The sequence below is a fragment of the Actinomadura sp. 9N407 genome, assembly GCF_044326315.1.
Taxonomy (GTDB): domain Bacteria; phylum Actinomycetota; class Actinomycetes; order Streptosporangiales; family Streptosporangiaceae; genus Spirillospora.
The window spans coordinates 50,154-74,775 of the sequence record NZ_JBIRAW010000003.1; the positions used below are offsets into that span (position 1 = coordinate 50,154).

The following is a 24,622-nucleotide window of genomic DNA, read 5'->3' on the forward strand; positions in this document are numbered from 1 at the left end:
AAGGGGGCTGCTCGAGGCGGACCTGGAGATGAAACCCCCTGGGGCGACATGCCGGATCCCGGCACGCAGGTGGGTGCGCGGTACAGGGCGGAGCTGAGGGGGCCGCCGGGAACGATGGGGCCAAGTGTTTCCATGCGTCCGGCCACCGCACCTCCTTCGATCGGCCGATCGGCTCGGGGGACCTCGGTCCCGCCGAACTCAAGGGACGGCTGGAAGCCCCGCCAGGGTCTTCGATGAATACGCCGATTCAGTCAACAACGGGGATCTCACCCAAAAGCAGACCGTTCGTCAGGGCGACACCCTCATCACGTTCATGAGGACGTGCGGCGGCGTCGACTCGGCAAGCTGAACCCGACTCGCATCAGCTCCGCCCAGATGCGGCGGGACTACCCGGAGCTCCCGCGGCTCGTCCAGGCATCCAGCAACCGTCCCGCCACCGCTCCGAACGGATCGATCTGGCTGGGGGAAACGCCGGGGGTGTCGCGCAGTGGCCTTTTGTCCAGGGCCGTCGACTCGGCCCGTTCCTTGACGAACGGTCGCACCGGGATGTTGGTCCCTGTTCGTGGCCGCGATCGCCGTGTCGTTCCTCGGCGTCCGGGGCGGCACCAGCCGGCAGCGGAAGGAAGGCCGATGACGGTCGGCGGGCGCGGCTCAGAGCACATGCATTCGGAGCGAGGAAGGATGACGATGGCACTGTTGTCGCGTTGGGCGCCGATCGTCGTGAGCGCTCTCGCAAGCGCGGTTTCCGGTTTCTGCCTGCTGCTCACGCTGATGCTGCTCGGGATGACCCCCTGGTATCGCGGCGAGACCGGCTACTGCACGCCCCCTGATCACGCCGGCCCCTGCGACAGGATCCAGGAGATGAGCACCGGGAGCGCCACGATCCTGGCGGTCGTGGTGCTCGCTCTGTCGGGTGCCGCGTTCGCCGCCCTGATTTACGGATGGACGTTGACTCTGGGTGAACGCCGCGTGCGGGGCACCGTCATCATTCTCGCCGCAGCACTGGGGCCGGCCGCGGCGTTCGGCTTGATGGTCTACGGCCACTCCCCTGCTTGAGGCGCAGTTCCGTACCGAGGGGACGAGCCGACGGTTTCAGGATGGGGCGGGCCGTATGGCTCGGATGTACTTCTTGGAGTGCTCGACCGTCTCGGCGAGGTACAGGGCATCGCCTGCCGTTGTGAGGTCGCTCGGTTGTAGCCTCTGGACGCGGTTGACGACCTTCCCGGACTTGGGGTCGTAGGACAGTAGTGCCTTCTTGGTGGCCAGGTGGACGCGGCCTCTGGAGGCCACGGGATAGGTGTCGTCCCACTCGGTCACGTCGGCGACGTGCTGTTGCCAGAGTGCTTGCCGGGAGCCGGGGACGATGCCGTACAGCTGGTCGACTCCGTTGAAGATGACGGCGACGCCCGCGGCCGTCACCGGGCTCAGCAGTCGCGGGTTCGGCTCGGGTTTCGCGGTCTGGCCGCCGCCCACGCTGAGCGCCGCCAGCCGCCGCCCGCTTTTCGCGTCCAGTTGCTGGACGATGTCACCGGCGGTCGGGAGGAAGAGGACGGAACCCACCGGCGTGGGATTCCAGACTCCGCTGGCCAGCTTCGACCGGATGGCATTGCCTGCACCTGTGTCGATGCTCCAAAGGCGTCTTCCGTCGCCGTGAGCGAAAGCCTGCAGGCCGCCATCGGACGACACGAAGACGGCGTCCTTTCCCACGACGGGCGTCCGTACGGTGAGGCTTGGGCCGGGAAGCCGTGCCTCCCATCGGGTTTCCAGGGAGGGCCCGGCGTAGGCGATGAGGCGGTCGTCACCCAGCACGAAGAGGCTGCCGTGTGCGTGGACCGCTTCGCGGGCGACGGATGCCGAAGCCACCTGTTTCACGATCCTGCCCGTGGCGTTCTCGATCGCCTGTATCTGCCGGCCGGCGGGGATGAAGCTGAACCCGGACCCGGTGGCGAACGAACGGATGGGGGCGATTTTCCAGCGTTCCTTGCCCGTGCCGATGTCGATGGCGTGCAGGGTATGGGTGCGCTGTGCGGGCGGGCTTTCCGGATAGGCGACGGAGCGCATGAAGACCAGGCCGTCGCCCGCCCCTTCGAAAGCGAAGCCCATGTTGCTGAAGGACACGCGCCAGCGTGGACGCCCCGTACGTGCGTCCAGAGCATGCAGGTATCTGCGCCGGGACGCGTAGGTGCACAACGCCAGCACCACACCGGCCGAGACGTACAGGCCCTCACCGACCTCGACGTCGAACTGGGGGATCTTGTGCCGCCACAAGCCTTCGGCGCCGCCGAAATCCGGATCCGGTCCTTCCTCAGAGCCGGGGCGGAAGGGGGGCGCGGCGGCGCTGACGAGGGAGATTCCGGTTGCGGCGGTCGCGGCGGTGCCCAACGCGGCACCGGCAATGGCCAGGAGGTGACGACGTTTGAATCCCGATGGGGACGTCCCCGGCCGTGGGGCCGGTGCCCATCGCGGAGCGGTACGCAGCGGTCCTTGTGGGACCTGTTCCGCGGTCCGGGTGATGTCGGCGGCGGGGGCCTGCGGCAGCCAGGCGAGTCCCTGTGGCGCCGTCCCGTCCGGAAGCCGAGCGGTCAGCGACCGCAGCACCTGGTCCACGGTGGGCCTGCCGTTCGGGTCCTTGTTCAGGCAGGTGGCGAGCAACTCCTCAAGGCCTTGGTCTGTGACGGCGTCCAGGGCGGGGGGATCGTGCAGGACGCGGTACATGACCGCGTGCACCGGGCCGGTCCCGAAAGGTCCTGCTCCGGTGCGGGCGAAGGCGAGTACGGCACCCAGCGCGAACACGTCCGCCGCCGGTCCGGTCTGCCGCTGTGTTGCCTGCTCGGGGGCCATGTAGCCGGGGGAGCCGACCGCCATGCCCGACTGGGTGATGGTGCCGCCGTCGGTGGGACGGGCGATCCCGAAGTCGATGAGGCGGGGTCCGTCCGGGGTCAGCAGCACGTTGGACGGCTTGAGGTCGCGGTGCACCATCCCGGCGCGATGGACGGCCGCCAGCCCCTCTGCCAGCATGGCGCCCAGCGCGGTGACGGTCTCAGCCGGGAGCGGTCCGTGCCTGGTCACCGTCTCGGCCAGCGTGAGGCCGGGGAGGAATTCGGTGGCCAGCCATGGCGCGGGGGCGTCGGGGTCGGCGTCGAGTACGGCGGCGGTGAACGCGCCGCTGACCGCCCGCGCCGCGGTGACCTCACGCTGGAACCGGGCGCGGAAACCGGGTTCGTCGGCCGATCCGGCGTGCAGGACTTTCACGGCGACCAGGCGGCCGCTGGGCGACCGGCCCAGGTAGACGCGGCCCATGCCGCCCGCGCCCAGGCGGGCGAGCAACTGATAGGGGCCGATCCCGTCCGGGTCTTCGGCCTGCAACGGCTCCATCAGGGTTCCTCACATCCATTGAGTGCGATCAAGCTCGCAGCGTGTACAGGAAGCCGTCTCGGCAGCCCACGTGGACGACGCGACCGGCGACCACCGGAGGCGTGTTGACCGAGCCGCCTGTCACGTAGCGCCAGCGGAGCCGCCCGGTGGCGGCGTCCACCGCGTACACGGTGCGGTCGGTGGCTCCGGCGTAGACGACACCGCCCGCAGCCACGGGCGCCACCTCGATCCGGGCGGCGAGTGGGAGGCGCCGGCGCTGGGCCAGCCGCCCGTCCCGGGGTTGGAAGGCCAGGAGTCCGCCCTTGGCGTCCGGGATGTACACCAGGTCGCGTGCTCCGGTGGCACCGGCCGAGAACCTGATCTCCGACGAGAGGAGTTCGTGCTTCCAGAGCATGCGCTGTCCGCGCGTGTCGTAGGCCCAAGCGGTGCCATGCTGGATGGGCGTGCCGAACAGGGTGCCGCCGGCGACGGTCAGCACGCCGGTGGACGGTACGTCGACGCTCCGGGTGGGCCGCGTCGCACCGTCCTGGTACACGTCGATGCCCGAGGCGGTCAGCACGTATGCGCTACGGCCATCGGTGACGGGCGCGCCGAGAACCCGCTCGGACGCGGTTTCCGCCCGCCCTTCCCGGCCACGTCGAAGACCGCCAGGGACGGTGTGCCGCCACCTTCCTTGGTGCCCGCCCACACATAAACGCGGCCACCGCAGACCGCCGGTGGGCTTCCCAGCACACCAGCCTTCCGCGCCCATCGCCGCTTGCCGGTCGCCACGTCCACGGCGTGCAGGTATCCGCTGTCGTTCACGGCGTAGACCGTGGAGTCCGCCGCGACGGGTGCCGAGCCGAACGCGCCGCTTTCGCCTGCGGCGGGGACGTAGCGCCAGCGCCGGAGCCCGTTGGCCAGGTCGAAGGCGTGCAGTTCTCCGCTCGTGGTCGTCACGATCGCCAGCCCTTGGGCCAGCGCTGGGCCGCCTGCGAGGCTCTCCCCGACGCTGATCCTGCGGACCAGCGTCCCCTTGGGGACCGGGCCTGCGCCTGGACCGCCTCGGCTGCCCGGCTCGTCACCGGCCCGGCGCGCGGCGGCCACGGCGCCCGTGGCGGCCAGCGCGGTCAGACCCGTCCCAGCCAGGATGACCGCGCGGCGGCCGACCACGCCGCGCCCTGGCGGCATCGGTGCCGTGGCTTCGGTGATCGCTGCCGCCATGCTCGGGGGCAGCCACGCGACACCCTGCGGAGCACCGGACCCGAGACGCTGAAGGAGCCGCGCCGGGGTCGGGCGCCGGGACGGGTCCTTGTCGAGGCAGGCGGCGATGAGGCCCCGCAGCCCCGGGTCGTTGATCGCGTCGAGGGCGGGCGGGTCGTGGATGACCCGGTACACGGTGACCTCTGGTCGTGTGCCCGCGAAGGGAGCCTGCCCGGTCGCCGCGAACGCCAGGACGCCGCCGAGCGAGAACACGTCCCCCTGCGGGCCGGTCTCCTCACCCCGCGCCTGTTCGGGGGACATGTACGCGGGCGTGCCGACGATGGCCCCCGACCTCGTGATCGCGGTGGCGCCGGTGGTGTGCGCGATGCCGAAGTCGATCACCCGGGGTCCGTCCGGGCTGAGCATCACGTTGCCCGGCTTGAGGTCCCGGTGGACGATCCCGGCCCGGTGGATCGCGACCAGCGCCTCCGCGAGGCCGGCGCCGAGCGAGGCCACCGCCCGCGGCGGTAGCGGCCCATGCCCGGCGACGGCCTCGTTCAGCGGCCGTCCCTCCAGGAACACGGTGGCCAGCCAAGGGTGCGGCGCGTCGGGATCGGCGTCGACGACCGCGGCGGTGAATGCGCCGCTGACCGCCCGCGCGGTGGCGACCTCGCGCCGGAACCGAGCCCGGAAGCCCGGATCGGCGGCGATCGCCTCGTGGATCACTTTCACCGCCACCGCGAGCCCGCCCGGAGAACGTCCCAGGAAGACCTGGCCCATGCCGCCCGCGCCCAGGCGCCCCATAATCCGGTAAACGCCGATCCGCCACGGATCCCCGTCCAGCACAGGCGCCACATGTTTCCCCGTCTCCACTCCGAAACAACTCGCCTCGGCTCAGTCCACGGTGGTGAGGAAGTTCAACCCGGTGTCGCGCACATCCAGGGCGTACCTGTGATGCTTGTTCCGTTCGTCGGTGGAGTAACAGAAGTAGTTGGTCCGGCCTGGCCGGACCAGGATCCTTTCCGGGATCCGGTCGCAACGAAGATCCTTGTCTCCGGCCCGTGTCCGATCCCGCCAGAACTCCGCGTACACGCCCGCGCGGGTCACGGGCAGTTGTTCGGCTCGCTGGTCCCAGTTGAATGCGGCCAGTCCGATCGCACTGGCGTCGGTCACGTCGGCGATATCCACTCGGAAGGGCACCCGCAGGCCCATGTATTGGACGGTGCACCCGAACGTCCGGGGCTGCGGAGGGATCTCAGAAATTTCACACTGGGCCGTGGTGGGGGCACTCACCCCGCCCACCTCGACGACGTCGCTCTGCAGCTCATATTTGATCTCTTCCAGGCCGGGACCGTTCTTGGGTTCGGGCACCATCGGGGTGGGACTCGCGTGACCGGCGGAGGGTCTGGAAACCGGTACACCCGCATCGGCGTACTTGTCGCGCCCTTCGAACCACCAAGCCCCAGCGGCGGCGCCCACCAAGAGGAGGGCGAAAGCCAGCAACCTCGGCAGGACGGCAAGACATCCTTGCTTCAAATGTGCGTCCTCGATTCTCACTCGCGGCGGAAGGCTGTTATCGGATCCAATAACATCGACCATGCACGAACCTTGATTCGCAGGTCACAGCACCAAGCCCGACGAAGGCCCCATCTCCGCGGCCACTTATCCTCACTGGAGGGACACCGTGAACGACATCGCCGTGAATGGCGTCCTTTCGCCGCCTCGATCAAGAGCCAGGAATGGCACGTCGTGTGGTATCCACCTCCTGACCCACCGCCGGGTACGCCACACGGCGCGGAGGCGGTGTGCGTCACCGGCGACCCCAGGCGTTCCAGTCCCTGACCATTCCCGACGGCCTTGGACCCCTTCATCGTCGGCTCTTCGTCGAAGCCTCCATCACCGGCCCCGACGTCCACGATCTTTGCCCACTACTCGTGCGCGTTCTCCTCTACCGCTTCGATGCGGAGGTCAGGCGACCGTTGCGAGGAGTTGTGCGAGTTCGGTGATGACCGGGTCGGTTTCGCCGAGCCAGATGATGTGGTCGCCGGGCAGTTCCACATACCGCGCGCCGGGTATCTGTTCTGCGAGATAACGGCCGTAGAACGGGTGCGAGAAACGATCGTCGAGACGTTGCAGCACCACGGTGGGCACCCGCACGTCCGGCAGGGCATCGCGTACGTCGATGTCTCGGATCAGCCGGAGCATGCGGATGAAGTCGCTGGGGCTGACCGACATGCGTTCGCGCCGGCCGACCAGTTCGCGGGCACGCCGGGAATCCGCCAGATGCTGGCAGTACCACTCGATGGTGTCGCCCTGGCCCCACGCATGCCGGGCGGTGTCCTCCAGCGCGGCCATCGTCTGCTCGAACCGGTCACCGCACGGATAGCCGGCATCCGGCGTCCATCGTGCGGCCCCGCCCGCAAGGACCAGGCCGGCGACCCGATCCGGGTGGGCGGCGGCGCAGACGATGCTCATCGGGACGCCCTCGGAGATCGCGAACAGCACCGCACGGCGGCTGCCGCACGCTTCCATGATCGCGAGTACGTCGCCGACCCGTTCCGCCGGCGAGTCGTCCCCCATCCCCCGGTCGGACAGGCCGGTGTCCCGCTTGTCGAACATGATCAGGCGACCGAGCGCGGCCAGCCGGTGGAAGAAACCGGCCGTCGGAGCGTCCTCCCACCACAGGTCCAGGTGGCTCAGCAGCCCGGGCACCACGACGATGTCGGGCCTGCCCGGCCGCTCGGGACCGACCACCTGGTAAGCGAGATGGACCTGGTCTCTTCGCACGTACCGGACCGGCGCGACCCGGTGGGACGGGGGGCGCGGCTGCGCTTCCGGCGTGCCGACCAGGTCCGGATCGGCCCGGAGTGCGCGTACCTCCAGGTCGCGCAACCTCCTTGCGGGCTCCAGACCCAGCTCGTCGGCCATGCGCTCGCGGAACTCCCGGAACAGCTTGAGCGCACACTCGACTCCATCGATCCGGCACAGCGCGATCATGAGCTGCTCGACCAGCGACTCGGCGAACGGATAGCGGTCGCGCGCCTGCGTCAACCGGTCCACCACCGCCTCGGCCCGCCCCAGGTCGATCGCGGTGCGCGCCCATTCCGCCAGCACCCCGACATGTTTCAGGTCCAGGCCGTCCCGCGCGCGCCGCGCCCACGGGCCGGGCACTCCTGACAGCGGCTCGCCCCGCCACAACGCCAGCGCTTGATCGAACGCCGCCAGCCGGTCCCGCGCCGAGGCCGCGGTGCGCGCGATGCGTACCAAGCGCTGGTAACGGGCCAGATCCACGCGATCGGGATCCACTTCCAGCCGGTATCCCTGGGAGTTTCGCGTCAGCGACCCGCCCGGTGTCGTGCCGTTCATCAGGGAGCGAAGCCGGGCTATGTAGGAGTACAGGGAATTGTGGGCCTGCGCCGGCGGCTCGTCACCCCACACCCGATCGATCAGCGTCTCGACGGGCACCGGCGCCCCGGGCGTCCACAGCAACGCCGCCAGCACGCACCGCTGCTTGGCCGACCCCGCATCGACCACCTCCCGGCCCACCACGAAATCGACCGGCCCCAGCAGCCGGAACCGCGCACCGCCCGCTCTCGACACCGGTCGCGCCGCGAACGTGTCCGACCGGGCACTGGTGGCACCGGCGTCCGGCCGCCATTGGATCAGGTCAGGTGGGCTGTCGATGTCGGTCACGGCAGACCTCTCTCCGTCTCGATGCTTCATGGCCGCGGGAGGCTGGGGCCTAAGGGCGTCAGAAGGGGACGAAGGTGTCCAGGAGTCCCTCGGCGCGGGCGGTGTCGCGGCCGCACAGGACACGGCAGAACTCGATGGCGTCCATCTCGATGGCAGGACCCCCGTGGCCACTCTCAAATGTTCCGCCCGCGGGACCGGTCAGGCGCAGCGTGTAGGGCTGTCCGTGCCGGTCCGCCCATTCGGCGACGACGTCGGCGACGAGCACGCCGTCGTGGTCGGCCGTGAGCACGTGCTCCGCGCCGGTGGCGCGGACGACGTCGACACGATGCATCCAGGGGTCGCGGGTCAGGATCACGTCGAACAGGTAGCCGATCGTCCACGGCTCGTCGCGGTCACCGACCCGCTGGGGCGGGTCCAGCCGGCGTCCGCGCACGAACCCGGGCGTCAGGCGCCGCCGGCGCGCGGCCTTGGGGGCGCGGGCGGCCAATCCCTCGACGATCTGCCCCGGCGCCATGCCGGCGCGCTCCTCGACCTGAAGCGCGGTGAGCTCGTCGATGAACACCCCGCCGCGTCCCCGCGCCAGCTTGATCTGCCGTCGCTGCTCCCGGTACGAGGCAGCGATGTCGACCATGCCCAGCACGTGCGAGGCCACCGCGCGCACATCCCAGCCGGGGCATTCGGTCGGTCTCGTCCAGTCCTCGGCGCGCAGCGACCGGAGCAGATCCACCCATCGCCGGTACTCCGTCGCGGCCATCCGCATCGCCGTGCCGTGCGGCAGTGCCGCCGCACGCGGTGCCTCCCGTGTGCTCGTGGTCATCGGTCGCTCCTCAGGGGCGGGCCGGGCACGCCGACCTCATCGCAGTACATCTCCACCACGCGGAGTAGCTGGCGGCGCCACCGCGTGCCACCGGGATCGTTGGCGAGTTGCTGATCGACGAACCCGCTGAGGATCCCCGTCCAAAGGTCGAGGTCGTCCTGGCCGCCCACGCCCGCCGCGCGCATCACCGCGGCCATCTCCTCGAAGCCGTCCCGTGAGATGGCGAAGGACTCCTCCGCAGGTGTGAAGCCGGGAATCGTCCGCTGGTTCATCAGCTGGTAGCGGGGCAGATCGGCCACCGCGAAGTCGAAGAACAGCTCGGCCACCATCAGCAGGGACCGGCGGCCGGGCTCGGCCGGCAGCTCCAATGCGTTGAACGCCCTGCGCAGGTCGCTGTAGGCCTGCGCGAACATCGCGTCGTAGATGGCGTTCTTGGAATCGAAGTGCGAATACAAGGACGGCGAACGCATCCCTACCCGGCGCGCGATCTCACGCAGAGTGATCTGGGACAGCCCGCTCTCGCGAGCGACCTCCCAGGCCGCATCGACGATCTCACGGCGAGTCGCCTCACGACGTTCGGCACGCCTATCGCGATTAGGAATAGCGCTCACGGTTAGGCAGACTGCTGACGGATGAGCACCAGGTCAAGGCGAATGGCCGGATGCGGCCACAGAAAGCTGGGCTCGACGTTCGTGGACAGCGAAACGCAGCCGGTCCAGGACGTGACCGACCTGCGATCCAGCCACCGAAAGCCGGCATCGCGGGCTGGACTGCCGCCGCCGCGGGCCGCTGGTCTTGCTCAGCGGGTTCCAGGCTCCCTCCGCGTTGCGGAGGATCGGCTCCGGCCGGCTGGCCTCCTGGCTGGCCGAGCGTCACGTCTACAAGGCTGCGGCCCTGGCCGACAAAGCGGTCACCGCCGCCCGCTCTGCCCGGTGAGCAACGCGCCGCCGCCCTGGTCGGGCAGACCGCCACTCAACCGCTGGAACTCAACGAGCGCATCAAAGAACTCGATCGGCAGATCAGCGAGTTGTTCCGTGCCGACCACCGGGCGGCCGTCATCGAGTCCCTGCCCGGCATGGGGCCGCTGCTGGGCGCCGAGCTGCTGGCGGTGGTCGGCGACCTGCAGGTGCGTCTCGTCCTCGGCCCACACCACCGCGCGGCGCGGCTACGCCAGCAGCCTCGCCACGATCTGAGCGACCGCCTGGTCGCGGCCAGGGTCTCCGCGGGCAGCCAGCTTGGGCCGCCGCCACACCGCCACCTGCCACACCCGCCGGTACAGCGTGCGCCGGGTTTTAGAACCCAACAGGTGACGGCCTGAACGTGTTCGTGGAACCGGGTGGGCACGCCCGGACTCAGGAAGCACTGGGGGTCGCGTGACCTTCGGCGAAGGCCGAGGTGAAGGCATCGTCGCCGAGGGCGGATCGCACCGTGGCCGTGATGCGGTCAACGTCCCCGTGCTCCTCGGGTGGCAGCGGCGCGCCTGCGGACTCGCGTAGGGCGGCGGCTTCGCCGAGGAGTCGTGCCGCTTCCGCGGGGGTGCCCGTCAGGGCCGCCGCGCCGGCCCGCCCTTCGAGGGCGAGCGCGATCGCTCTGGGGTCGCCGGTGCCCTGTGCGACGGCGAGGGCCTCCCGATGGAGTTCTCCGGCCGCCGCGGTGTCCCCTCGCTGCTCGGCGGTGAAGCCGAGTTCGGCCAGGGCGAGGGTGATGCCCGGCGCGTACCGCACCTCGCGTTCCCAGGTGAGAGCGGTGCGCATGTGGGCCTCGGCGTCGTCGAGGCGGCCCGCGCGGCGGGCGGTGAGGGCCAGGCCGGTGAGGGCGAAGGCCTCGCCGGGGCGGTAGCCGTGCTCGGCGGCGAGGCTCCTGCCCCGCTCGTGGCGCCGGTCCGACTCGGCGTGATCGCCCGTCAGCAGGGCGATCCGGCCGAGCCTGGACTGGAGCAGCGAGACCTGCAGCCACAGCTCGAGCTCCTCGGCCAGCCGGAGTCCCTCGTGGCCGAGATCGGCGGACCTGCGATGGTCGCCCTTGATCTCGGCGAGCCGGCCTAGCAGGTCGTTGGCCCGGACCTGCCCCCACCGGTCTCCCAGCTCCTCGAATATCGCCAGGCTCTCCTCCCCGGCCCGTTCGAGCGTGCCGAGGTCGCCGAGGAGGAGTGCGTGGTCGGCCGCGGTGGCCAGTGCCGCGGCGGTGCCCCAGCGGTCGCCGAGCCGCTGGAGCACCGGGAGCGCCCGGCTCAGCAGGTCCCGGCTGAGGGCCAGATCGCCGGAACCGAGCAGCATGTCGCTGAGGAACCACTCCGCCCTGGCGCGTTCGCTCGGGTCGGCGATGGTCTCCGCGGGCGTGCGGAAGTCCGCCGCATGCTCGCCCAGCAGTTCCAGTCCGGCCTGCCAGGCCTCGGCCCGTGCCCTCGTCGCGCCGGGGGCCTCGGCCTGGATGTCCAGCGCCATCGTGAACGTGCGCCGTCCCTCGCCGATCCTGCCGCGCAGGTACCAGTACCAAGCCAGCGCGTTGACCAGACGCAGCGCGAGGCCGGCGTCGCGCCGTCGCACGGCCTCCTCGAAGGCGCCGCGCAGGTTGCCGTGCTCGGCGTCCAGGCGCCGAAGCCAGCGCCGCTGGTCAGGGCCGTGTAGCCGCGGCTCCGCGCGTTCGGCCAGCTCGGTGTGGAAGGTCAGGTGCCGGAGGCGGACCCGCTCGGTCTCGCCGGCCTCTTCCAGGCGGTCCAGGGCGTAGGCCGTGACCGATTCCAGCAGCCGGTAGCGGGTCCCGCCCGGACCGCCGATCCTGACCACCATCGAACGGTCGACGAGGCGGGCCAGCAGGTCGAGGACGTCCTCGGGCGCCACGTCGCGGCCGTCCGCGCATACCTCTTCGGCCGCTTCCAGCGCGCAGCCCTCCGTGTGCACCGCGAGCCGCCGCAGGACGAGGCGTTCGGGCTCGGACAGCAGCTCCCAGCTCCAGTCGATCATCGCGCGAAGGGTCCGTTGCCGTGCCGGGGCGCCGCGGTGTCCCGAGGAGAGCAGCCGGAACCGGTCGTCGAGCCGTTCGGCAAGGTCGTGGACGTCCAGTGCGCGCAGGCGGGTGGCCGCCAGCTCCAGGGCCAGCGGGACGCCGTCCAGCCGGCGGCAGATCGCCGCGACCGCGCGGGCGTTGGCGGTGTCGATCGCGAACCCCGGGACGGCGGCTGCCGCGCGTGCCTCGAACAGCCGGACGGCGCTGAACCTGTGGAGGGTCGCGGGCCCGGTGTCGGCCGGGGAGTGGGGCGACTGCAACGGCGGGACCGGCCAGAGCGACTCCCCGGCGAGCCGCAGGGGCTCCTGGCTGGTGGCGAGGATCCGCACCTCCGGCGCCGCGCGCAGCAGCCGCTCGCTCAACGCGGCGACCGCGTCGATCACGTGCTCGCAGTTGTCCAGGACGAGCAGCGCCCGGCGAGTCCGCAGCGCCCCGGCGAGCCGTTCGGCCGGATCGGCGGGTACGCCGGAACGCCGCATGCCCGGGGCGGTGTCGTCGCGGATGTCGAGCACGGCGATGACGGTCTCCGCGAGCCGTTCGACCCCCGGCGCCCTGGCCGCCGGGACGAGGCCGGCCAGCTCGACGAGCCACACGCCGTCCGGATGGTCCGCGGCGGCCCGCCCGGCGGTCTCCAGGGCCAGCCGCGTCTTGCCGACACCGCCGGGGCCGGTGAGGGTGACCAGCCGGGCCGACTTCAGCAGCGTCTGAACGGCGGCCATCGCCTCGTCGCGCCCGACCAGCTCGCTGATCTGCGCGGGCAGGTTCGTCCGCGGAGGCGTCCCGGGCGCGGTGGCCAGGGCGGAGTTCTGCTCGAGGATCCGCCGGTGGAGCTCGGCGATCTCCGGGCCGGGGTCCAGCCCCAGCTCTTCGCGCAGGCGATCCCGCAGGTCGGCGTAGGTCTCCAGCGCCTCGCTCTGCCGTCCGGTGCCGTACAGGGCGCGCATGTACGCCGCACGGAGCCGTTCGCGCAGCGGATGGCGTTCCACCAGGTCGCCCAGCTCGCCCGTCGGCGCGCCCAGCTCGCCGAACTCCAGGCGCGCCTCCGCCCGCTCCTCGACGGCGGTGAGCCGCTGCTCCTCCAGGAGTGCTGTCGCCGGCCGCGCGAACTCCGCGTCGGCGAAGTCGGCGAAGGCCGGCCCGCGCCACAGCTCCAGCGCCTCGGTCAGCAGGCCCGCCCGCGACCGCGGCGTGCCGGCCCCGCGCGCCCGCGCCAGCAGGCCGGTGAACCGCATCGCGTCCACGGCCTCGGCCTCCACCCGGAGCCGGTACCCGAGGACCTCCTCGAAGGACACCAGGTCCCGGGCGCCCGGCTCGGCCTCGTCCAGGGCCCGACGCAGCTGCGAGACCTTGACCTGCAGCGCCCCGGCCGGATTGCGCGGCGGCGCGCCGCCCCACAGATCGTCGATCAGCCGGTCCACCGGCACCGGCCGCCCCTCATGCCCGATCAGGACGGCCAGCAGCGCGCGGACCTTCGCCCCGCGCACCACCACCGGGACGCCGTCCGCCGTCCAAGCCCCCAGCGGACCGAGCACCCCGAATCGCATGTCCCCACGCTATCGGGCGGTTTCTCCCAAGATCAGGCTGGCTTACCCCCACCCGTCGCCGGCGGAAAGTGCGGGGTAAGCGCCGGATAAGCGCCCGTCGGCATGCTCGAACCACCGAGCCGCACAGAGACCTTCGACAGGAGAGCGCGATGACCGTGACCGGACCGCTGAACTTCGCCATCATCGTCGGCAGCACCCGGGACCGCCGGTTCGGCCCCACGGTGGCCGAATGGTTCGCCGGGGAGGCCGGCCGGCGCACCGACATCGACCTCGACGTCGTCGACCTCGCCGAGATCGCCCTGCCCGGCGTACTCGCCGCAGACGACGCGGGGTCTTCCGAGGTGCCCGAACCGGTACGGGCGCTGGGAGAACGGCTGGCCAGGGCCGACGCGTTCGTGATCGTGACACCCGAGTACAACCGCAGTTTCCCCGCCTCGCTCAAGACGGCCATCGACTGGTACGTCGACGAATGGCAGGCCAAACCGGTCGGCTTCGTCTCCTACGGCGGAGTCTCCGGTGGCCTGCGCGCCGTCGAGCAGCTGCGGCAGGTCTTCGCCGAACTCCACGTCGTCGCCGTTCGCAACACGGTCAGCTTCCACTCCTGCCGGGACAGGTTCGACGACCGCGGCCGACCGATCGACGAGGCAGGCTGCCGCGCGGCGGCCGAGAGCCTGCTCGACCAGCTGACCTGGTGGGCCCGCACCCTGCGGGACGCCCGCACCGAACTCCCCTACGCGGCATGACCGAAGCCTTGCCCGAACCTTCTGACCTTCTGAGGAGACCGCGATGAAATCCCCCGAAAAAGCGACCACCGGCGCCAGGTCACGCTGGATCCTCGCCCTGCTGGCCTTCTCCAGCCTGATCACTTCGCTCGACTTCACCATCGTGTACGTGGCGCTGCCCGACATCGCCCGCGATGTGGGACTGTCCGGTCACGCCACCCAGTGGGTGGTCAGTGCCTACGCCATCTTCTTCGGCGGCTTCCTGCTGCTGGGCGGCCGCTCGGCCGACCTGCTGGGCCGCCGCCGCATGTTCGTCCTGGGGATGCTGCTGTTCGGCGGCGCGTCCCTGCTGGGCGGCCTGGCGACCTCGCCCGAGACCCTGATCACCGCGCGGGCCCTCCAGGGAATCGGCGCCGCCATCTTGTTCCCCACCACGCTGTCCCTGGTCACCACCAGATTCACCGAAGGCCCCGCACGCGTCCGGGCCTTGGCCGTGTGGGCCGGGGCCGGCGCGGCCGGGCTGAGCCTGGGCGCGCTGCTCGGCGGGCTCCTGACCCACGCGTTCGGCTGGGAGGCGGTGTTCCTGGTGAACGTGCCGCTGGTCGTGGCGGGCGCCGTGGGCGCGTTCGTCCTGCTCGCCTCTGACGGCCCGCGCGAACGGGGACGCGGCTTCGACATCCCTGGTGCCCTGACCGGCACGGCCGGGATGACCCTCCTCGTGTTCGTCATCGCCCAGGGCCCCGAGGCCGGCTGGACCGCGCCCTCCGTCGTCGCCTCCGCCGTCCTCGCGGTGGCGCTGCTGACCGCGTTCCTCATCATCGAGGCGCGCACCGCCAACCCGCTGATGCCGCTGCGGCTGTTCGCCAACCCCAACCTCCGCGTCGGCCTGCTGGTGATCCTCACCTTCGGCGCCACCATGCAGAACCTGATCTACTTCCTCACCCTCTACTTCCAGGACGTGCTCGGCTACTCGGCGCTGCGGGGCGGGCTGGCCTTCCTGAGCCTCTCGGTGATCATCAGCATCGCCAACCTCGTCGCCGAGCGCCTGATCAACCGCATCGGCACCCGCACCACCCTGATCATCGCCTTGCTGCTCGGCTCCGGAGGCGGCGCGCTGATGGCGCTTGGCATGCGCACCGACGGCTCGTACTGGACGATCCTCGGCGGCCTGGTCGTCTACGGGTTCGGCATGGGGATGATCTACCCGACCATGTTCGGCGCCTCCGGCACCGGCGTGGCCGACGAGGACCAGGGCGCCGCCGGCGGCATGGCCAACGCCGCCCTCCAGATCGGGGCCAGCGTGGGCCTGGCCATCCTGGTCAGCGTCTCCGCCTCCGGGCACGCCGACCTGACCGGCGAGGCCCTGCGCGCCGCCACCTCCGACGGCCTGCGCAACGCGGTCTACGTCGCGGCCGCCCTCACCCTGGCAGGCATCCTCGCCGCCCTGACCCTGCCCCGCCGCACCACGCCGACCCCCACCCTCACCACCCCCAGCACCGAGGAGCCCGTTCGCCCCCTGCACTGAACCACCGAACCAACGACCACTCCCCATCATTTCGGCTCGAAAGGCATCATCATGGCGACAACCAGGAACCCGATCGCCGCGACCAGCCAGGTCACCGTGCTGGGGCTCGGTGAGATGGGATCGGCGATCGCCAAGACGTTCGTCGACCGCGGCTACCGCACGACGGTCTGGAACCGGACCGCGAGCAAGACCGCGCCGTTGGTGAAGGCCGGTGCCACGGCGGCCTCCACGGCCGCCGAGGCGGTGGCGGCGAGCCCGCTGGTGGTGCTCTGCCTGCTCGACAACGCGGCCGTCGAGGAGGTGCTGGCGTCCGTCGAATCCGCGGTGGCGGGCCATGTGCTGGTGAACGTCACCAGTGGCTCCGCCGGCCAGGCACGGGCCAACGAGCGCTGGGCGAGCGAACACGGCGCCGGGTACATCGACGGCAAGGCCATGGGGGATCCGCCGTACGTGGGAACGCCCGACATCATGTTCCCCTTCAGCGGTTCCCGCAGCGCCTTCGACACTCACGAGCCGACGCTGCGGGAACTGGGCGGCATCGCCTACCACGGTGAGGATGCCGGCTTGGCCGCCGTGGAGTTCATGGCCCAGGTCGCGGTGGCCTACGAGTTGCTCATCGGCTACCTGCACGTGCTCCGGCTGGTCCGGGCGGAAGGGGTCGGCGTGGTGGAGTTCGCCGAGCGCGTCGCCGGTTCGGTGGCCATGTACCCGTCGTTGCTGACCTCGATGGGCAAGGCCGTCCAGAGCGGCGAGTACGCACCGGACCTCGGTTCGCTCAACGTCCAGGCCGCGCTGATGGACGGCATGATCGATCACCGCGAATCCCTCGGTGTGGAAGCCGTCCGGATGAGGGAGGTCAAGGAACTGATGGACCGCCGGATCGCCGACGGCCACGGCGACCAAGGCTTCTCAAGCCTGTTCGAGCTGCTGGCGGGGTCCAGCCGAACCTAGACCCGTACACATCCGACTTGGGCGTAGCTCGGACCCGGTGACTGTGACGGTCCACAGACACACCGCGCCAGAGCTACGCCCAAGCGGGATGCGATCGGCAGCCGGCAGCGAATGGCGGAGATGCTGCGGACGCCGCCACGGACTACCAGACCCACTTGCTCCAGGCCCTCGACCGGGACCAGGCGAATCGGCTGGCCGACACGCTGCGCACCTCTTGCAGTCACTTGGCGTCCCTCACCTGCCGTCAGCGGGCGGGTGTGTCGCCGTGGGCTTCCAGCACTGTGGCGAGTGTGGTGGCGAGGTGGTGGCGTTCGTCGGTGTCGATGCCCTCCAGCAGGCGGGCTTCGTTGGCCAGGTGGAGGGGAAGGACCCGGTCGATCACCTCAAGGCCTTGCGGGGTGAGCCGGATCTTGACGGAGCGGCGGTCGGTGGCATCGGGTACGCGGGTGACCAGGTTCTTGCCGGCCATGCGGTCGACCCGCAGGGTGATCGCCCCGGTGGTGACGAGCGATGCCTTGAGGAAGGTTCCCGCGGTCAGCTCGTAGGGCTCTCCGGAGCGCCGCAGCGTGGACAGGATGTCGAATTCCCCCGGCTCGAGGCCGTGGTCGGCGAGGAAGTCCTTGATCTGCTTGTCCCATAGCCGAGACAGCCGCATGATCCGGCCGACGACGCCGATCGGCGAGAAGTCGAGGTCGGGACACTCCCGGCGCCACTGCTCCAGCACCGCCTGCACTGCATCCGCCAAGATTCCTCCGGAACTAGATAGATGAGCACTCATTTAGTTGACACTCATGCAAACGCTCGCTAGTTTAGCACTCACTTAATCACCCTCATCCAAGGAGGGCGCCATGCCGCTCGCCACTGCCCGCGGCACCCGCGTCCACGACGAGATCGACGGCCAGGGGCCCGGCCTGACCCTGGTCCACAGCGTCGGCGGCGACGCCGAGAAGGTCTTCGGCAACGTCGTGGACCACTTCGCCGGCACCCGCACCGTCATCCGGCCCAACTTCAGCGGCAGCGGCCAAACCGAGGACGACGGCGCGGACCTGAGCGTCGACCTGATCGCCGACCAGATCACCGCGGCGATCCGCGACGGCCCGGTGGACCTGCTCGGATTCTCGCTCGGCGCGGTCGCCGCGGCCGCGGTCGCCGCCGCCCACCCCGAACTGGTGCGCCGGCTGGTCCTTGTCGGCGGCTGGGCGCACTCCATCAGCCCGCGCGACCGCTACTACTTCCAGACCTGGCGCAAGCTGCTGGTCACCGACCGCGAACTGCTCAAGCGGTTCGCCGCGCTGACCGGCTTCAGCGCCGGTGCCCTGGACCGTTTCGGCCACGACGGCCTGGCCCAGTCACTGGCCGACGCCTGGCCACCGGCCGGGATCGGCCGCCAGATCGACCTGTGCGGGCGGGCGGACATCAGGCCCCTGCTCCCCGCGATCACCGCGCCCACGCTGGTGGTCGGCTTCGCCGCCGACGCCATGAGCCCCATCGAAGGCTCCCGGCAACTGCACCGCGCGAACCACGGCAGCCGCCTGGTGGAGGTCCCAGGCGAAGGCCATATGGACTGGTTCGCCGGCCCCTCCGGACTGGTGAAACTCACCCACGATTTCCTCGATTCCTGAACTCCGCCCCCGTACGCCAAGGAGAGACCATGTCCTACCCCGACCCCCGCTACTTCGGTGAGCACGGCGAGATCAACGCCGCATTCCGGCCCGCGACCGCCGCACCCGACTTCGTCTCCACACCCGTCGCCACCGACCGAACCAACGTCTCGCAGGGCACCGCCTACCACTACCTGTCCACCACCGTCTCCACCGGCGGTGAGTACGGCCTGTACCGGGTGGACATGGGACCGGAGGTCGGCGGGCCCGGCACGCACTTCCACAAGGCCATGTCGGAGTCGTTCTTCATCCTGTCCGGCACGATGCGGCTGTTCGACGGCCGGCGCTGGATCGACGCCACCTCTGGCGACTACCTGTACGTACCGGTGGGCGGGCTGCACGCCTTCCGCAACGAATCCGGCGAACCCGCCTCCATGCTCATGCTCTTCGCACCCGGAGCGCCGCGCGAGGAGTACTTCGAAGGCGTCACCCGGCTGGGCGGCCTCTCCGAGGAAGAACGCGCGGACTTCTTCCGCCGCCACGACAGCTTCTTCGTCTGAACCCGGGTGTCTCTGCATCGCCGTCCCCTTAAGGCGATGCCTCCACACTACGAGGGGAAGCGCAGCACACGACTCGTCCGCCGATCGTGGATATCACCGAGGACATTCCCGGGTGGGCCGCTTACGCCCGCACTGCCGTCCGCCTGCATCTCCGGCAAGGCAACCCGGGGCGGGAAGACAGCAGCATCGGCGGGCCGCTGCTGTCGCCCGCCGATGAGCCCTGGCCCTTGTGCGGCAAGCCGCACGACGAGAGCAGGCGCCCTGACGGGCCGGTCGCGATGGTGCCGATCGCGCAGGTGTACGCAGCCGACGTCTCCGCGTACCCGTTCCCGCAAGACAGCGACCTGCTCCAGATCCTGTGGTGCCCCAACCACGACGGATACTGGCCGGACGGGAAGATCAGCGTGCGGTGGCGCCGCGTAGCCGACGTCACCGCCGCCCTCGCCGACCCGCCGCGCCGCACACGGTCGAAGAAGAGTGGCTGGTACCGACCCCCTGCGTGCTCGACCCCGAACCGATCACCGAAGACCTCTACGGCGAAGAACTCCCCCGCAGATCCAGCACGCGATCGGCGACTGGGAGGCCGGCTATCCCGCCTACCAGTACGGCCTGTCGATCGCGTCCGGCTGCAAGATGGGCGGCGGCATCTCCTTCAACGTCACCGACATGGGAGACCCACCCGTCTGCCGGCAATGCAGCGCCCCCGCCCATCTGATCCTGCAACTGGACAGCCGCGAACGGGGCGGTGAGTCCGACCACGACGGCGGCCCTCCCCGTTGGGTGCCCGTGGAAGACGCCGCCCTGGACGCCTCCGGTGACGCCTACCGGGCCGCCAGGGAACCGACCGCGGCCTGCGGATCGGCCGCTACAGCCACGGCGGCTTCTTCGGCTGCTCCGCCGATCACCGGCACCCGGTCACGTTCTACAGCCAATGACCGGACACTCATCGACAGCGGGTCTTCGAGACGGTTTCGGCCATCTGAAGATCAGACGGTCAGATGCCGGCCCCGGCTTCGCTCAGAACTCCTCAGGTCGCCTACCGCAGCGAGTGATCGACGCTTACGAAGCGGCGAATCGACCGACCGACCGACCTGGACGGCCGCCCCGAGGCGTGACCGGCTTCTGGTCGTCTCGGAACCGAGGTTCAAGCAGCAGCGACAGCGCGCGTGCGGTAGAAGGCTGCGGACTCGCAGCAGGGCCCAGAGGACGTTGACGCGCCGACGCGGCAAGGCAGGTACCGCATGCGCATGCGTTTTGCCTTCCGCACGTTTGCGGTCGTAGAAGCGGCGCGACTCCGGTGACAGCCGCAGGCTGACGAACGCCGAGAAGTAGAAGACGCGTTGCAGCCAGCGGTGGAGACGCTGCGGTTGGCGCAGATTGCCGCTGACGCGTCCTGAATCGCGTGGGACGGGCGCGAACCTGGCCAACCTGGCCAGCCGATCGGCGGAGCCGAACGCCGCCAGGTCACGCCTCGTGCTGAGATGCCGGGAGGCCTTGGCAGCGCCGCCGAGATCGGACGTACGTCTCACACCTAGTGCGCTGTGGGGGGTCGCTTGGGTGCATGGGTCGACATCGGCGTCCGTGAGTAGGCCCTGTCGATCGCCCTTCGGCGGCTCCACACGGCTGACCGCGCACCCCCGCTGCTGTCCAGCGTGGAGACGTTGGCGTTTTGTGGACGTGGACTCGATGCAGCTGAATCACGGCGGTTACAGCGGCGGCGCGGGAACAGTGACAGCGGCTCGACTGCTGCGCCGATCCTTGACGACCCGATCCGGAACCGGCGCCGCCGGGCCAGAGTCGAACGATCATGCTGAGAGCTGAGGACTTCATGGCGTCGGCCGAGGTGGGCACCGACGTGGCGGCCAACGTGCTCGCCTATGTGGCCGAGCTGGAGCGGCGTGGTGTCGTCGTCTCCGACGTGGAACACGAGCCGGACGCCGATGGCGCGGAGGAGTGGTCTTTCCATCTCAAGATCGGGGATCGCCGGCTGGTGCGCGTCATGATGCCGGTCTGGCCACTGGAATGGATACAGCGCCCCGGGGAGTTCGAGGATCAGATCGCAGACACCGAGTGGCACGGCGACATCTACGTCGACGGCAGCCTGGACGGCCCGACCGACTTCGACGGCGAGTACCCGACCTGGGAGGAGGCCGTCGAAGCGGGTGTCCGCATCACCCAAGGCGCTGAGCGGCCCGGGTGAACGTCTGATGGTGTTCCGTTCATTGTCTCCGTGACGCGCGGCGACGGCTCGGGAGGGAAACGCATGGACGAGAGGCTCCGCTCGGGGCTGGCAGAGATCGAGGCCAAGCTCGACCTGGTTCGGCGGGCGGAAGCCGAGCACGGCTTCGGGATCGTCCTTGAGGAACCCGATGAGCTGGAGGACATCCCGGACCTGCCGGAAGGGGTGGTCGAGGTGTTCCGGCTGTTCTCGTGTCTGGGCGGCGACTACTTCCGCTTCAGGCGGCCCGGCAAGATCCGGAGCCGCCGCGCGTGGGAGGAGCGGGAAGAGGACGGCAACTGCCCGCTCGGCCATCCCCTTGAGATCGGCTACGAGTGCTACGGCATCCCGCCCGACATCCTCAGGGACATCGACGGCGGTGCTCCCATCCGCCTGGACGTCAACGACGGGAGCATCTACTACGTCGACCCGGACGACTACATCTTCATGTACAAGAACGTCGAGGTCGAGCAGATCGACGGTGAGGAGTTCGGGAACGACATCGTCACGTTCTTCAATCACCACGTCCTCGGCGAGGGTTACCCCCAGCTCGTCAGGAGGGTGCTGGGCGACCGTGCCGTCAATGAACGCGACAGGAAGGGGCGCCACAAGGACAGCTGGACGCGGCTCCTCTTCCAAACCGGCCTCCTCCAAGACCAAGCACTGAGGTGACTCGGGGAAATCCGGTCAGCCTTCGGGACATCTCGAACGGCTCCCTGCTGTTGTTGGCCGAGAAGTCACCTCGCGGATCGGTGCCACACGAACACCGCGGCGCGACAGAGCCTGTAGCGCAGCGCGGCCTCGGTCACCACGATGTGGAACCGCTTGGTGGTGTACAGCGGTTCGCCGGAGCCGTCGAACTCCAACTCGCGGTACCGCACGATGTCCGGAAGTGCTGGTGTCTGTCTGTTTGGAGGTCCAGCCCAGGGCCGGGCTTCGTCCGGCCTTGGGCGGAACCCGGGGCGTCCCGTACCGGGGGGTGCCCCGGGTGTTACCGGACAGGTGCTGGAGTCCGACCGGGGCGCTCATCCATCGGCTTGGCGGTCGGAATCTTGTAGGTCAGCGACGCACGCCCGCGACGGCCAGCACGGTGGTCGGCACGTTGGTCGGCCGCTCGGGCCTCCCCTTACGCCGTCGGCGGTTTCCCAACGGTGGCTTGGCCAGCTGAGCAACAGGACGAGCCGCCCCCATCTGCGACTTACACTGCATGTATCTGCGCCTTGCAGTGCTCGACGATGGCGTGGATCTCCTTCTCGCGCACGTAGGCGTTCTGGATCCGCATCGGCTTGCTGGCGCCCATCGGCAGGAACAGCGCGTCGCCCTGCCCGACCAGCTTCTCCGCGCCGGGCTGGTCGAGGATGACCCGGCTGTCGGACAGCGAGGACGTCGCGAACGCCAGCCGGGACGGCACGTTCGCCTTGATCAGCCCGGTCACCACGTCCACGCTGGGCCGCTGGGTGGCCAACACCAGATGGATGCCGGCCGCACGGGCCAGCTGCGTGATCCGCACGACCGAGTCCTCCACGTCGCGCGGCGCCACCATCATCAGGTCGGCCAGCTCGTCCACGATCACCAGCAGGTACGGGTACGGCTGGTACACCCGCTCACTGCCCGGCGGCGGCGTCAGCTTGCCCGCCCGCACCGCCTTGTTGAAGTCGTCGATGTGCCGGAACCCCGACGCCGCCAGATCGTCGTAGCGCCGGTCCATCTCCCCCACCACCCACTCCAGCGCCTCGGCGGCCTTCTTGGGGTTGGTGATGATCGGCGTGATCAGGTGCGGGATCCCCTGGTACATGGTCAGCTCGACCCGCTTGGGGTCGACCAGGATCATCCGGACCTCGTCCGGCGTGGACCGCATCAGCACCGAGGTGATCAGCCCGTTGATGCAGGTCGACTTGCCCGCGCCGGTCGCGCCCGCGATCAGGATGTGCGGCATCTTGGCCAGGTTGGCCACCACCGTGCGGCCCTCGACGTCCTTGCCCAGCCCCACGATCATCGGATGGTGCTCGTTGGTCGCGGCCGGCGACCGCAGCACGTCCCCGAGGCTGACGATGTCCTTGTCGACGTTCGGGATCTCCACGCCGATCGCGGACTTGCCCGGGATCGGCGAGAGGATCCGCACGTCGGCGCTCTTCACCGCGTAGGCGATGTTCTTGGTCAGCGCGGTGACCTGCTCCACCTTCACCGCCGGCCCCAGCTCGATCTCGTACCGCGAGACCGTCGGCCCCCGGGTGAACCCGGTGACCCGCGCGTCGATATCGAACTGCTCCAGCACCCCGCTGAGCGCCTTGACCACCGAATAGTTGTGCTTAGTGCTCGGCTCAACGGGTGCACCACGACGCAGCAACGCGAGCTTGGGCAGCGCATATTCAACGCGGCTAGGCAACAACCGGTCAGCGATACGGCGGAGTTCACCAGCCACAGCCGTGGCATCGGCAGGCCGATCCTCAGGATCCTTGGCGAGCAGGGCCAAGACAAGCGCATCAAGGTGGGCGGGGGTGTCAGCGCGCAGCGTACGCGGAGACGGAGCAGGTCTGGCTAGGTGCTGGGCAACCACGGCCTGGAGATCGTCACCGGGAAAGACGTACCGGCCGGTGAGCATGTGAAACAGGGTGCACCCGAGGGCGTACAGATCGGCTCGCCCGTCCAAGGGCTTACCGCCGACCTGTTCGGGCGGCATGTAAGCGATGGTTCCGATCCGCACGCCCACCGCCGACAGTCCCGCAGTGGCGCCCTGCAGCCTTGCAATGCCGAAGTCGCAGATCTTCACCTGCCCAGTGGGCAGCAGCATCAGGTTGGCCGGTTTGATGTCGCGATGCACCACCCCGGCCGCGTGCGCGGCGCTGAGCCCTTCGGCCACCTGGGCGCCGTAATCCAGCACCTGCTCTATGGGCAGACCACCGGGATGCAGGGAGAGGACCTTACGCAGGTCCTGCCCATTCAGCAGTTCCAGCACCAAGAACGCGTGCCCATCGTCCTCACCGACATCGAAAACCGTCGCGATGGCCGGATGCAAGAGCCGAGCTGCTGCGCGGCCCTCGCGGCGGAACCGTGCCATGGCCTGCTCCATCCCGGTCACATCAGGCCAGTTGGTGAGCAGCACCTTCAACGCAACGGGACGTTCCAGGTGCAGATCGAACCCCCGCCACACCTCTCCCATACCGCCGCGGCCCAGCAATTCCTCCATGCGATATCGGCCCGCCAGCTCCAGTCCCCGCTGCACACCGCCCCCTCACACCCCTCGCCGACCACCGGCCCGACTCCCGCTCTCTAGGACATTTCAACAGACCGGCCCGCCCAAGACCCAATAATCCAGCACACACTGACGGAGTCGGCGCGAAAGGGTTCCGCTTTCAATCCGTAGGTTGTGGGTTCGAGTCCCACGCGACCCATCACGTCCGACCAGGGCAAACACGCTCATGTCGAGC

20 protein-coding genes and 1 pseudogene are annotated in these 24,622 nt (G+C 69.9%); 8 read left to right on the forward strand and 13 right to left on the reverse strand.

The genetic code is table 11. The features are described 5' to 3' along the window. Nucleotides 1–630 precede the first annotated feature (630 nt). Nucleotides 631–1,056, forward strand: a complete 426-nt coding sequence (locus ACH34Q_RS05670; protein ID WP_395981678.1) for a hypothetical protein — start codon at nucleotides 631–633, stop codon at nucleotides 1,054–1,056. Between the two features lie 36 nt (nucleotides 1,057–1,092). Here the strand turns inward: ACH34Q_RS05670 and ACH34Q_RS05675 are convergent, their stop codons facing one another. The 9 genes from ACH34Q_RS05675 to ACH34Q_RS05715 all read right to left on the reverse strand — a co-directional run bounded on the left by ACH34Q_RS05675 (nucleotide 1,093) and on the right by ACH34Q_RS05715 (nucleotide 13,617). Then, nucleotides 1,093–3,375 (reverse strand): PQQ-binding-like beta-propeller repeat protein, encoded by a 2,283-nt coding sequence (locus tag ACH34Q_RS05675; RefSeq protein ID WP_395981679.1) that lies wholly within the window; start codon nucleotides 3,373–3,375, stop codon nucleotides 1,093–1,095. Nucleotides 3,376–3,403: 28 nt separating this feature from the next. Continuing rightward, the gene (locus ACH34Q_RS05680) at nucleotides 3,404–3,934 is read right to left on the reverse strand and encodes a PQQ-binding-like beta-propeller repeat protein (RefSeq protein WP_395981680.1); all 531 of its coding nucleotides are present in this window, start codon (nucleotides 3,932–3,934) and stop codon (nucleotides 3,404–3,406) included. Continuing rightward, entirely contained in the window at nucleotides 3,928–5,412 is a 1,485-nt protein-coding gene (locus ACH34Q_RS05685) for a protein kinase (RefSeq protein ID WP_395981681.1), read from the reverse strand. The genes ACH34Q_RS05680 and ACH34Q_RS05685 overlap by 7 nt, the downstream gene beginning before the upstream one ends. Before the next feature lie 39 nt (nucleotides 5,413–5,451). Beyond that, the gene (locus tag ACH34Q_RS05690) at nucleotides 5,452–6,156 is read right to left on the reverse strand and encodes a hypothetical protein (protein ID WP_395981682.1); all 705 of its coding nucleotides are present in this window, start codon (nucleotides 6,154–6,156) and stop codon (nucleotides 5,452–5,454) included. 369 nt (nucleotides 6,157–6,525) lie between these two features. Continuing rightward, entirely contained in the window at nucleotides 6,526–8,250 is a 1,725-nt protein-coding gene (locus tag ACH34Q_RS05695; RefSeq protein ID WP_395981683.1) for an alpha/beta fold hydrolase, read from the reverse strand. 58 nt (nucleotides 8,251–8,308) lie between these two features. Beyond that, nucleotides 8,309–9,067, reverse strand: coding sequence for a maleylpyruvate isomerase family mycothiol-dependent enzyme (locus ACH34Q_RS05700; protein ID WP_395981684.1), 759 nt, complete (start codon nucleotides 9,065–9,067; stop codon nucleotides 8,309–8,311). Beyond that, nucleotides 9,064–9,678 carry a TetR/AcrR family transcriptional regulator gene (locus tag ACH34Q_RS05705; RefSeq protein WP_395981685.1) on the reverse strand — a complete coding sequence of 205 codons (615 nt, stop codon included), beginning with the start codon at nucleotides 9,676–9,678 and terminating at the stop codon, nucleotides 9,064–9,066. The genes ACH34Q_RS05700 and ACH34Q_RS05705 overlap by 4 nt, the downstream gene beginning before the upstream one ends. 299 nt (nucleotides 9,679–9,977) lie before the next feature. After that, nucleotides 9,978–10,220: a hypothetical protein gene (locus ACH34Q_RS05710; protein ID WP_395981686.1), complete on the reverse strand. Its 243-nt coding sequence runs from the start codon at nucleotides 10,218–10,220 to the stop codon at nucleotides 9,978–9,980. 199 nt (nucleotides 10,221–10,419) lie between these two features. Then, nucleotides 10,420–13,617 (reverse strand): BTAD domain-containing putative transcriptional regulator, encoded by a 3,198-nt coding sequence (locus tag ACH34Q_RS05715; RefSeq protein WP_395981687.1) that lies wholly within the window; start codon nucleotides 13,615–13,617, stop codon nucleotides 10,420–10,422. Nucleotides 13,618–13,766: 149 nt separating this feature from the next. Between ACH34Q_RS05715 and ACH34Q_RS05720 the strand changes: the two genes are divergently transcribed. From ACH34Q_RS05720 to ACH34Q_RS05730, 3 genes are read left to right on the forward strand one after another with little or no spacing between them, the layout of a single operon-like run. Further along, a complete protein-coding gene (locus tag ACH34Q_RS05720) occupies nucleotides 13,767–14,360 on the forward strand; it encodes an NADPH-dependent FMN reductase (protein WP_395981688.1) in 594 nt (197 codons plus the stop codon). Between the two features lie 43 nt (nucleotides 14,361–14,403). Beyond that, complete coding sequence (locus ACH34Q_RS05725; protein WP_395981689.1) at nucleotides 14,404–15,864, forward strand: MFS transporter; 1,461 nt, start codon at nucleotides 14,404–14,406, stop codon at nucleotides 15,862–15,864. Between the two features lie 51 nt (nucleotides 15,865–15,915). Further along, on the forward strand, nucleotides 15,916–16,815 hold the full coding sequence (locus ACH34Q_RS05730; protein WP_395981690.1) for an NAD(P)-dependent oxidoreductase: 900 nt from the start codon (nucleotides 15,916–15,918) through the stop codon (nucleotides 16,813–16,815). Between the two features lie 244 nt (nucleotides 16,816–17,059). Here the strand turns inward: ACH34Q_RS05730 and ACH34Q_RS05735 are convergent, their stop codons facing one another. Beyond that, the gene (locus tag ACH34Q_RS05735; RefSeq protein WP_395981691.1) at nucleotides 17,060–17,560 is read right to left on the reverse strand and encodes a MarR family winged helix-turn-helix transcriptional regulator; all 501 of its coding nucleotides are present in this window, start codon (nucleotides 17,558–17,560) and stop codon (nucleotides 17,060–17,062) included. Between the two features lie 103 nt (nucleotides 17,561–17,663). Between ACH34Q_RS05735 and ACH34Q_RS05740 the strand changes: the two genes are divergently transcribed. Both ACH34Q_RS05740 and ACH34Q_RS05745 read left to right on the forward strand, forming a co-directional pair. Next, nucleotides 17,664–18,437 (forward strand): alpha/beta fold hydrolase, encoded by a 774-nt coding sequence (locus tag ACH34Q_RS05740; protein ID WP_395981692.1) that lies wholly within the window; start codon nucleotides 17,664–17,666, stop codon nucleotides 18,435–18,437. Nucleotides 18,438–18,466: 29 nt separating this feature from the next. Continuing rightward, nucleotides 18,467–18,976, forward strand: a complete 510-nt coding sequence (locus tag ACH34Q_RS05745) for a cupin domain-containing protein (protein ID WP_395981693.1) — start codon at nucleotides 18,467–18,469, stop codon at nucleotides 18,974–18,976. Between the two features lie 1,187 nt (nucleotides 18,977–20,163). Here ACH34Q_RS05745 and ACH34Q_RS05750 read toward each other — a convergent pair. Continuing rightward, nucleotides 20,164–20,595, reverse strand: a pseudogene (locus ACH34Q_RS05750) (transposase); the annotation flags it as partial. Nucleotides 20,596–20,804: 209 nt separating this feature from the next. Between ACH34Q_RS05750 and ACH34Q_RS05755 the strand changes: the two are divergent. Together ACH34Q_RS05755 and ACH34Q_RS05760 are read left to right on the forward strand one after the other, a co-directional pair. Continuing rightward, a complete protein-coding gene (locus ACH34Q_RS05755) occupies nucleotides 20,805–21,176 on the forward strand; it encodes a hypothetical protein (protein WP_395981694.1) in 372 nt (123 codons plus the stop codon). A gap of 63 nt (nucleotides 21,177–21,239) precedes the next feature. Next, nucleotides 21,240–21,866: a hypothetical protein gene (locus ACH34Q_RS05760; RefSeq protein WP_395981695.1), complete on the forward strand. Its 627-nt coding sequence runs from the start codon at nucleotides 21,240–21,242 to the stop codon at nucleotides 21,864–21,866. Between the two features lie 65 nt (nucleotides 21,867–21,931). Here ACH34Q_RS05760 and ACH34Q_RS05765 read toward each other — a convergent pair whose 3' ends face one another. Further along, a complete protein-coding gene (locus ACH34Q_RS05765) occupies nucleotides 21,932–22,075 on the reverse strand; it encodes a hypothetical protein (protein WP_395981696.1) in 144 nt (47 codons plus the stop codon). Nucleotides 22,076–22,392: 317 nt separating this feature from the next. Further along, a complete protein-coding gene (locus ACH34Q_RS05770; protein WP_395981697.1) occupies nucleotides 22,393–24,417 on the reverse strand; it encodes a DNA translocase FtsK in 2,025 nt (674 codons plus the stop codon). Between the last annotated feature and the right edge of the window lie 205 nt (nucleotides 24,418–24,622).

Bases quoted from the DNA above. Each gene is read 5' to 3' on its own strand.
- ACH34Q_RS05715 (WP_395981687.1), bottom strand. From the start codon at position 13,617: ATGCGATTCGGGGTGCTCGGTCCGCTGGGGGCTTGGACGGCGGACGGC.
- ACH34Q_RS05740 (WP_395981692.1), top strand. From the start codon at position 17,664: ATGCCGCTCGCCACTGCCCGCGGCACCCGCGTCCACGACGAGATCGAC.
- ACH34Q_RS05745 (WP_395981693.1), top strand. From the start codon at position 18,467: ATGTCCTACCCCGACCCCCGCTACTTCGGTGAGCACGGCGAGATCAAC.
- ACH34Q_RS05720 (WP_395981688.1), top strand. From the start codon at position 13,767: ATGACCGTGACCGGACCGCTGAACTTCGCCATCATCGTCGGCAGCACC.
- ACH34Q_RS05730 (WP_395981690.1), top strand. From the start codon at position 15,916: ATGGCGACAACCAGGAACCCGATCGCCGCGACCAGCCAGGTCACCGTG.
- ACH34Q_RS05675 (WP_395981679.1), bottom strand. From the start codon at position 3,375: ATGGAGCCGTTGCAGGCCGAAGACCCGGACGGGATCGGCCCCTATCAG.
- ACH34Q_RS05670 (WP_395981678.1), top strand. From the start codon at position 631: ATGACGGTCGGCGGGCGCGGCTCAGAGCACATGCATTCGGAGCGAGGA.
- ACH34Q_RS05690 (WP_395981682.1), bottom strand. From the start codon at position 6,156: ATGGTCGATGTTATTGGATCCGATAACAGCCTTCCGCCGCGAGTGAGA.
- ACH34Q_RS05725 (WP_395981689.1), top strand. From the start codon at position 14,404: ATGAAATCCCCCGAAAAAGCGACCACCGGCGCCAGGTCACGCTGGATC.
- ACH34Q_RS05755 (WP_395981694.1), top strand. From the start codon at position 20,805: ATGGCGTCGGCCGAGGTGGGCACCGACGTGGCGGCCAACGTGCTCGCC.
- ACH34Q_RS05700 (WP_395981684.1), bottom strand. From the start codon at position 9,067: ATGACCACGAGCACACGGGAGGCACCGCGTGCGGCGGCACTGCCGCAC.
- ACH34Q_RS05760 (WP_395981695.1), top strand. From the start codon at position 21,240: ATGGACGAGAGGCTCCGCTCGGGGCTGGCAGAGATCGAGGCCAAGCTC.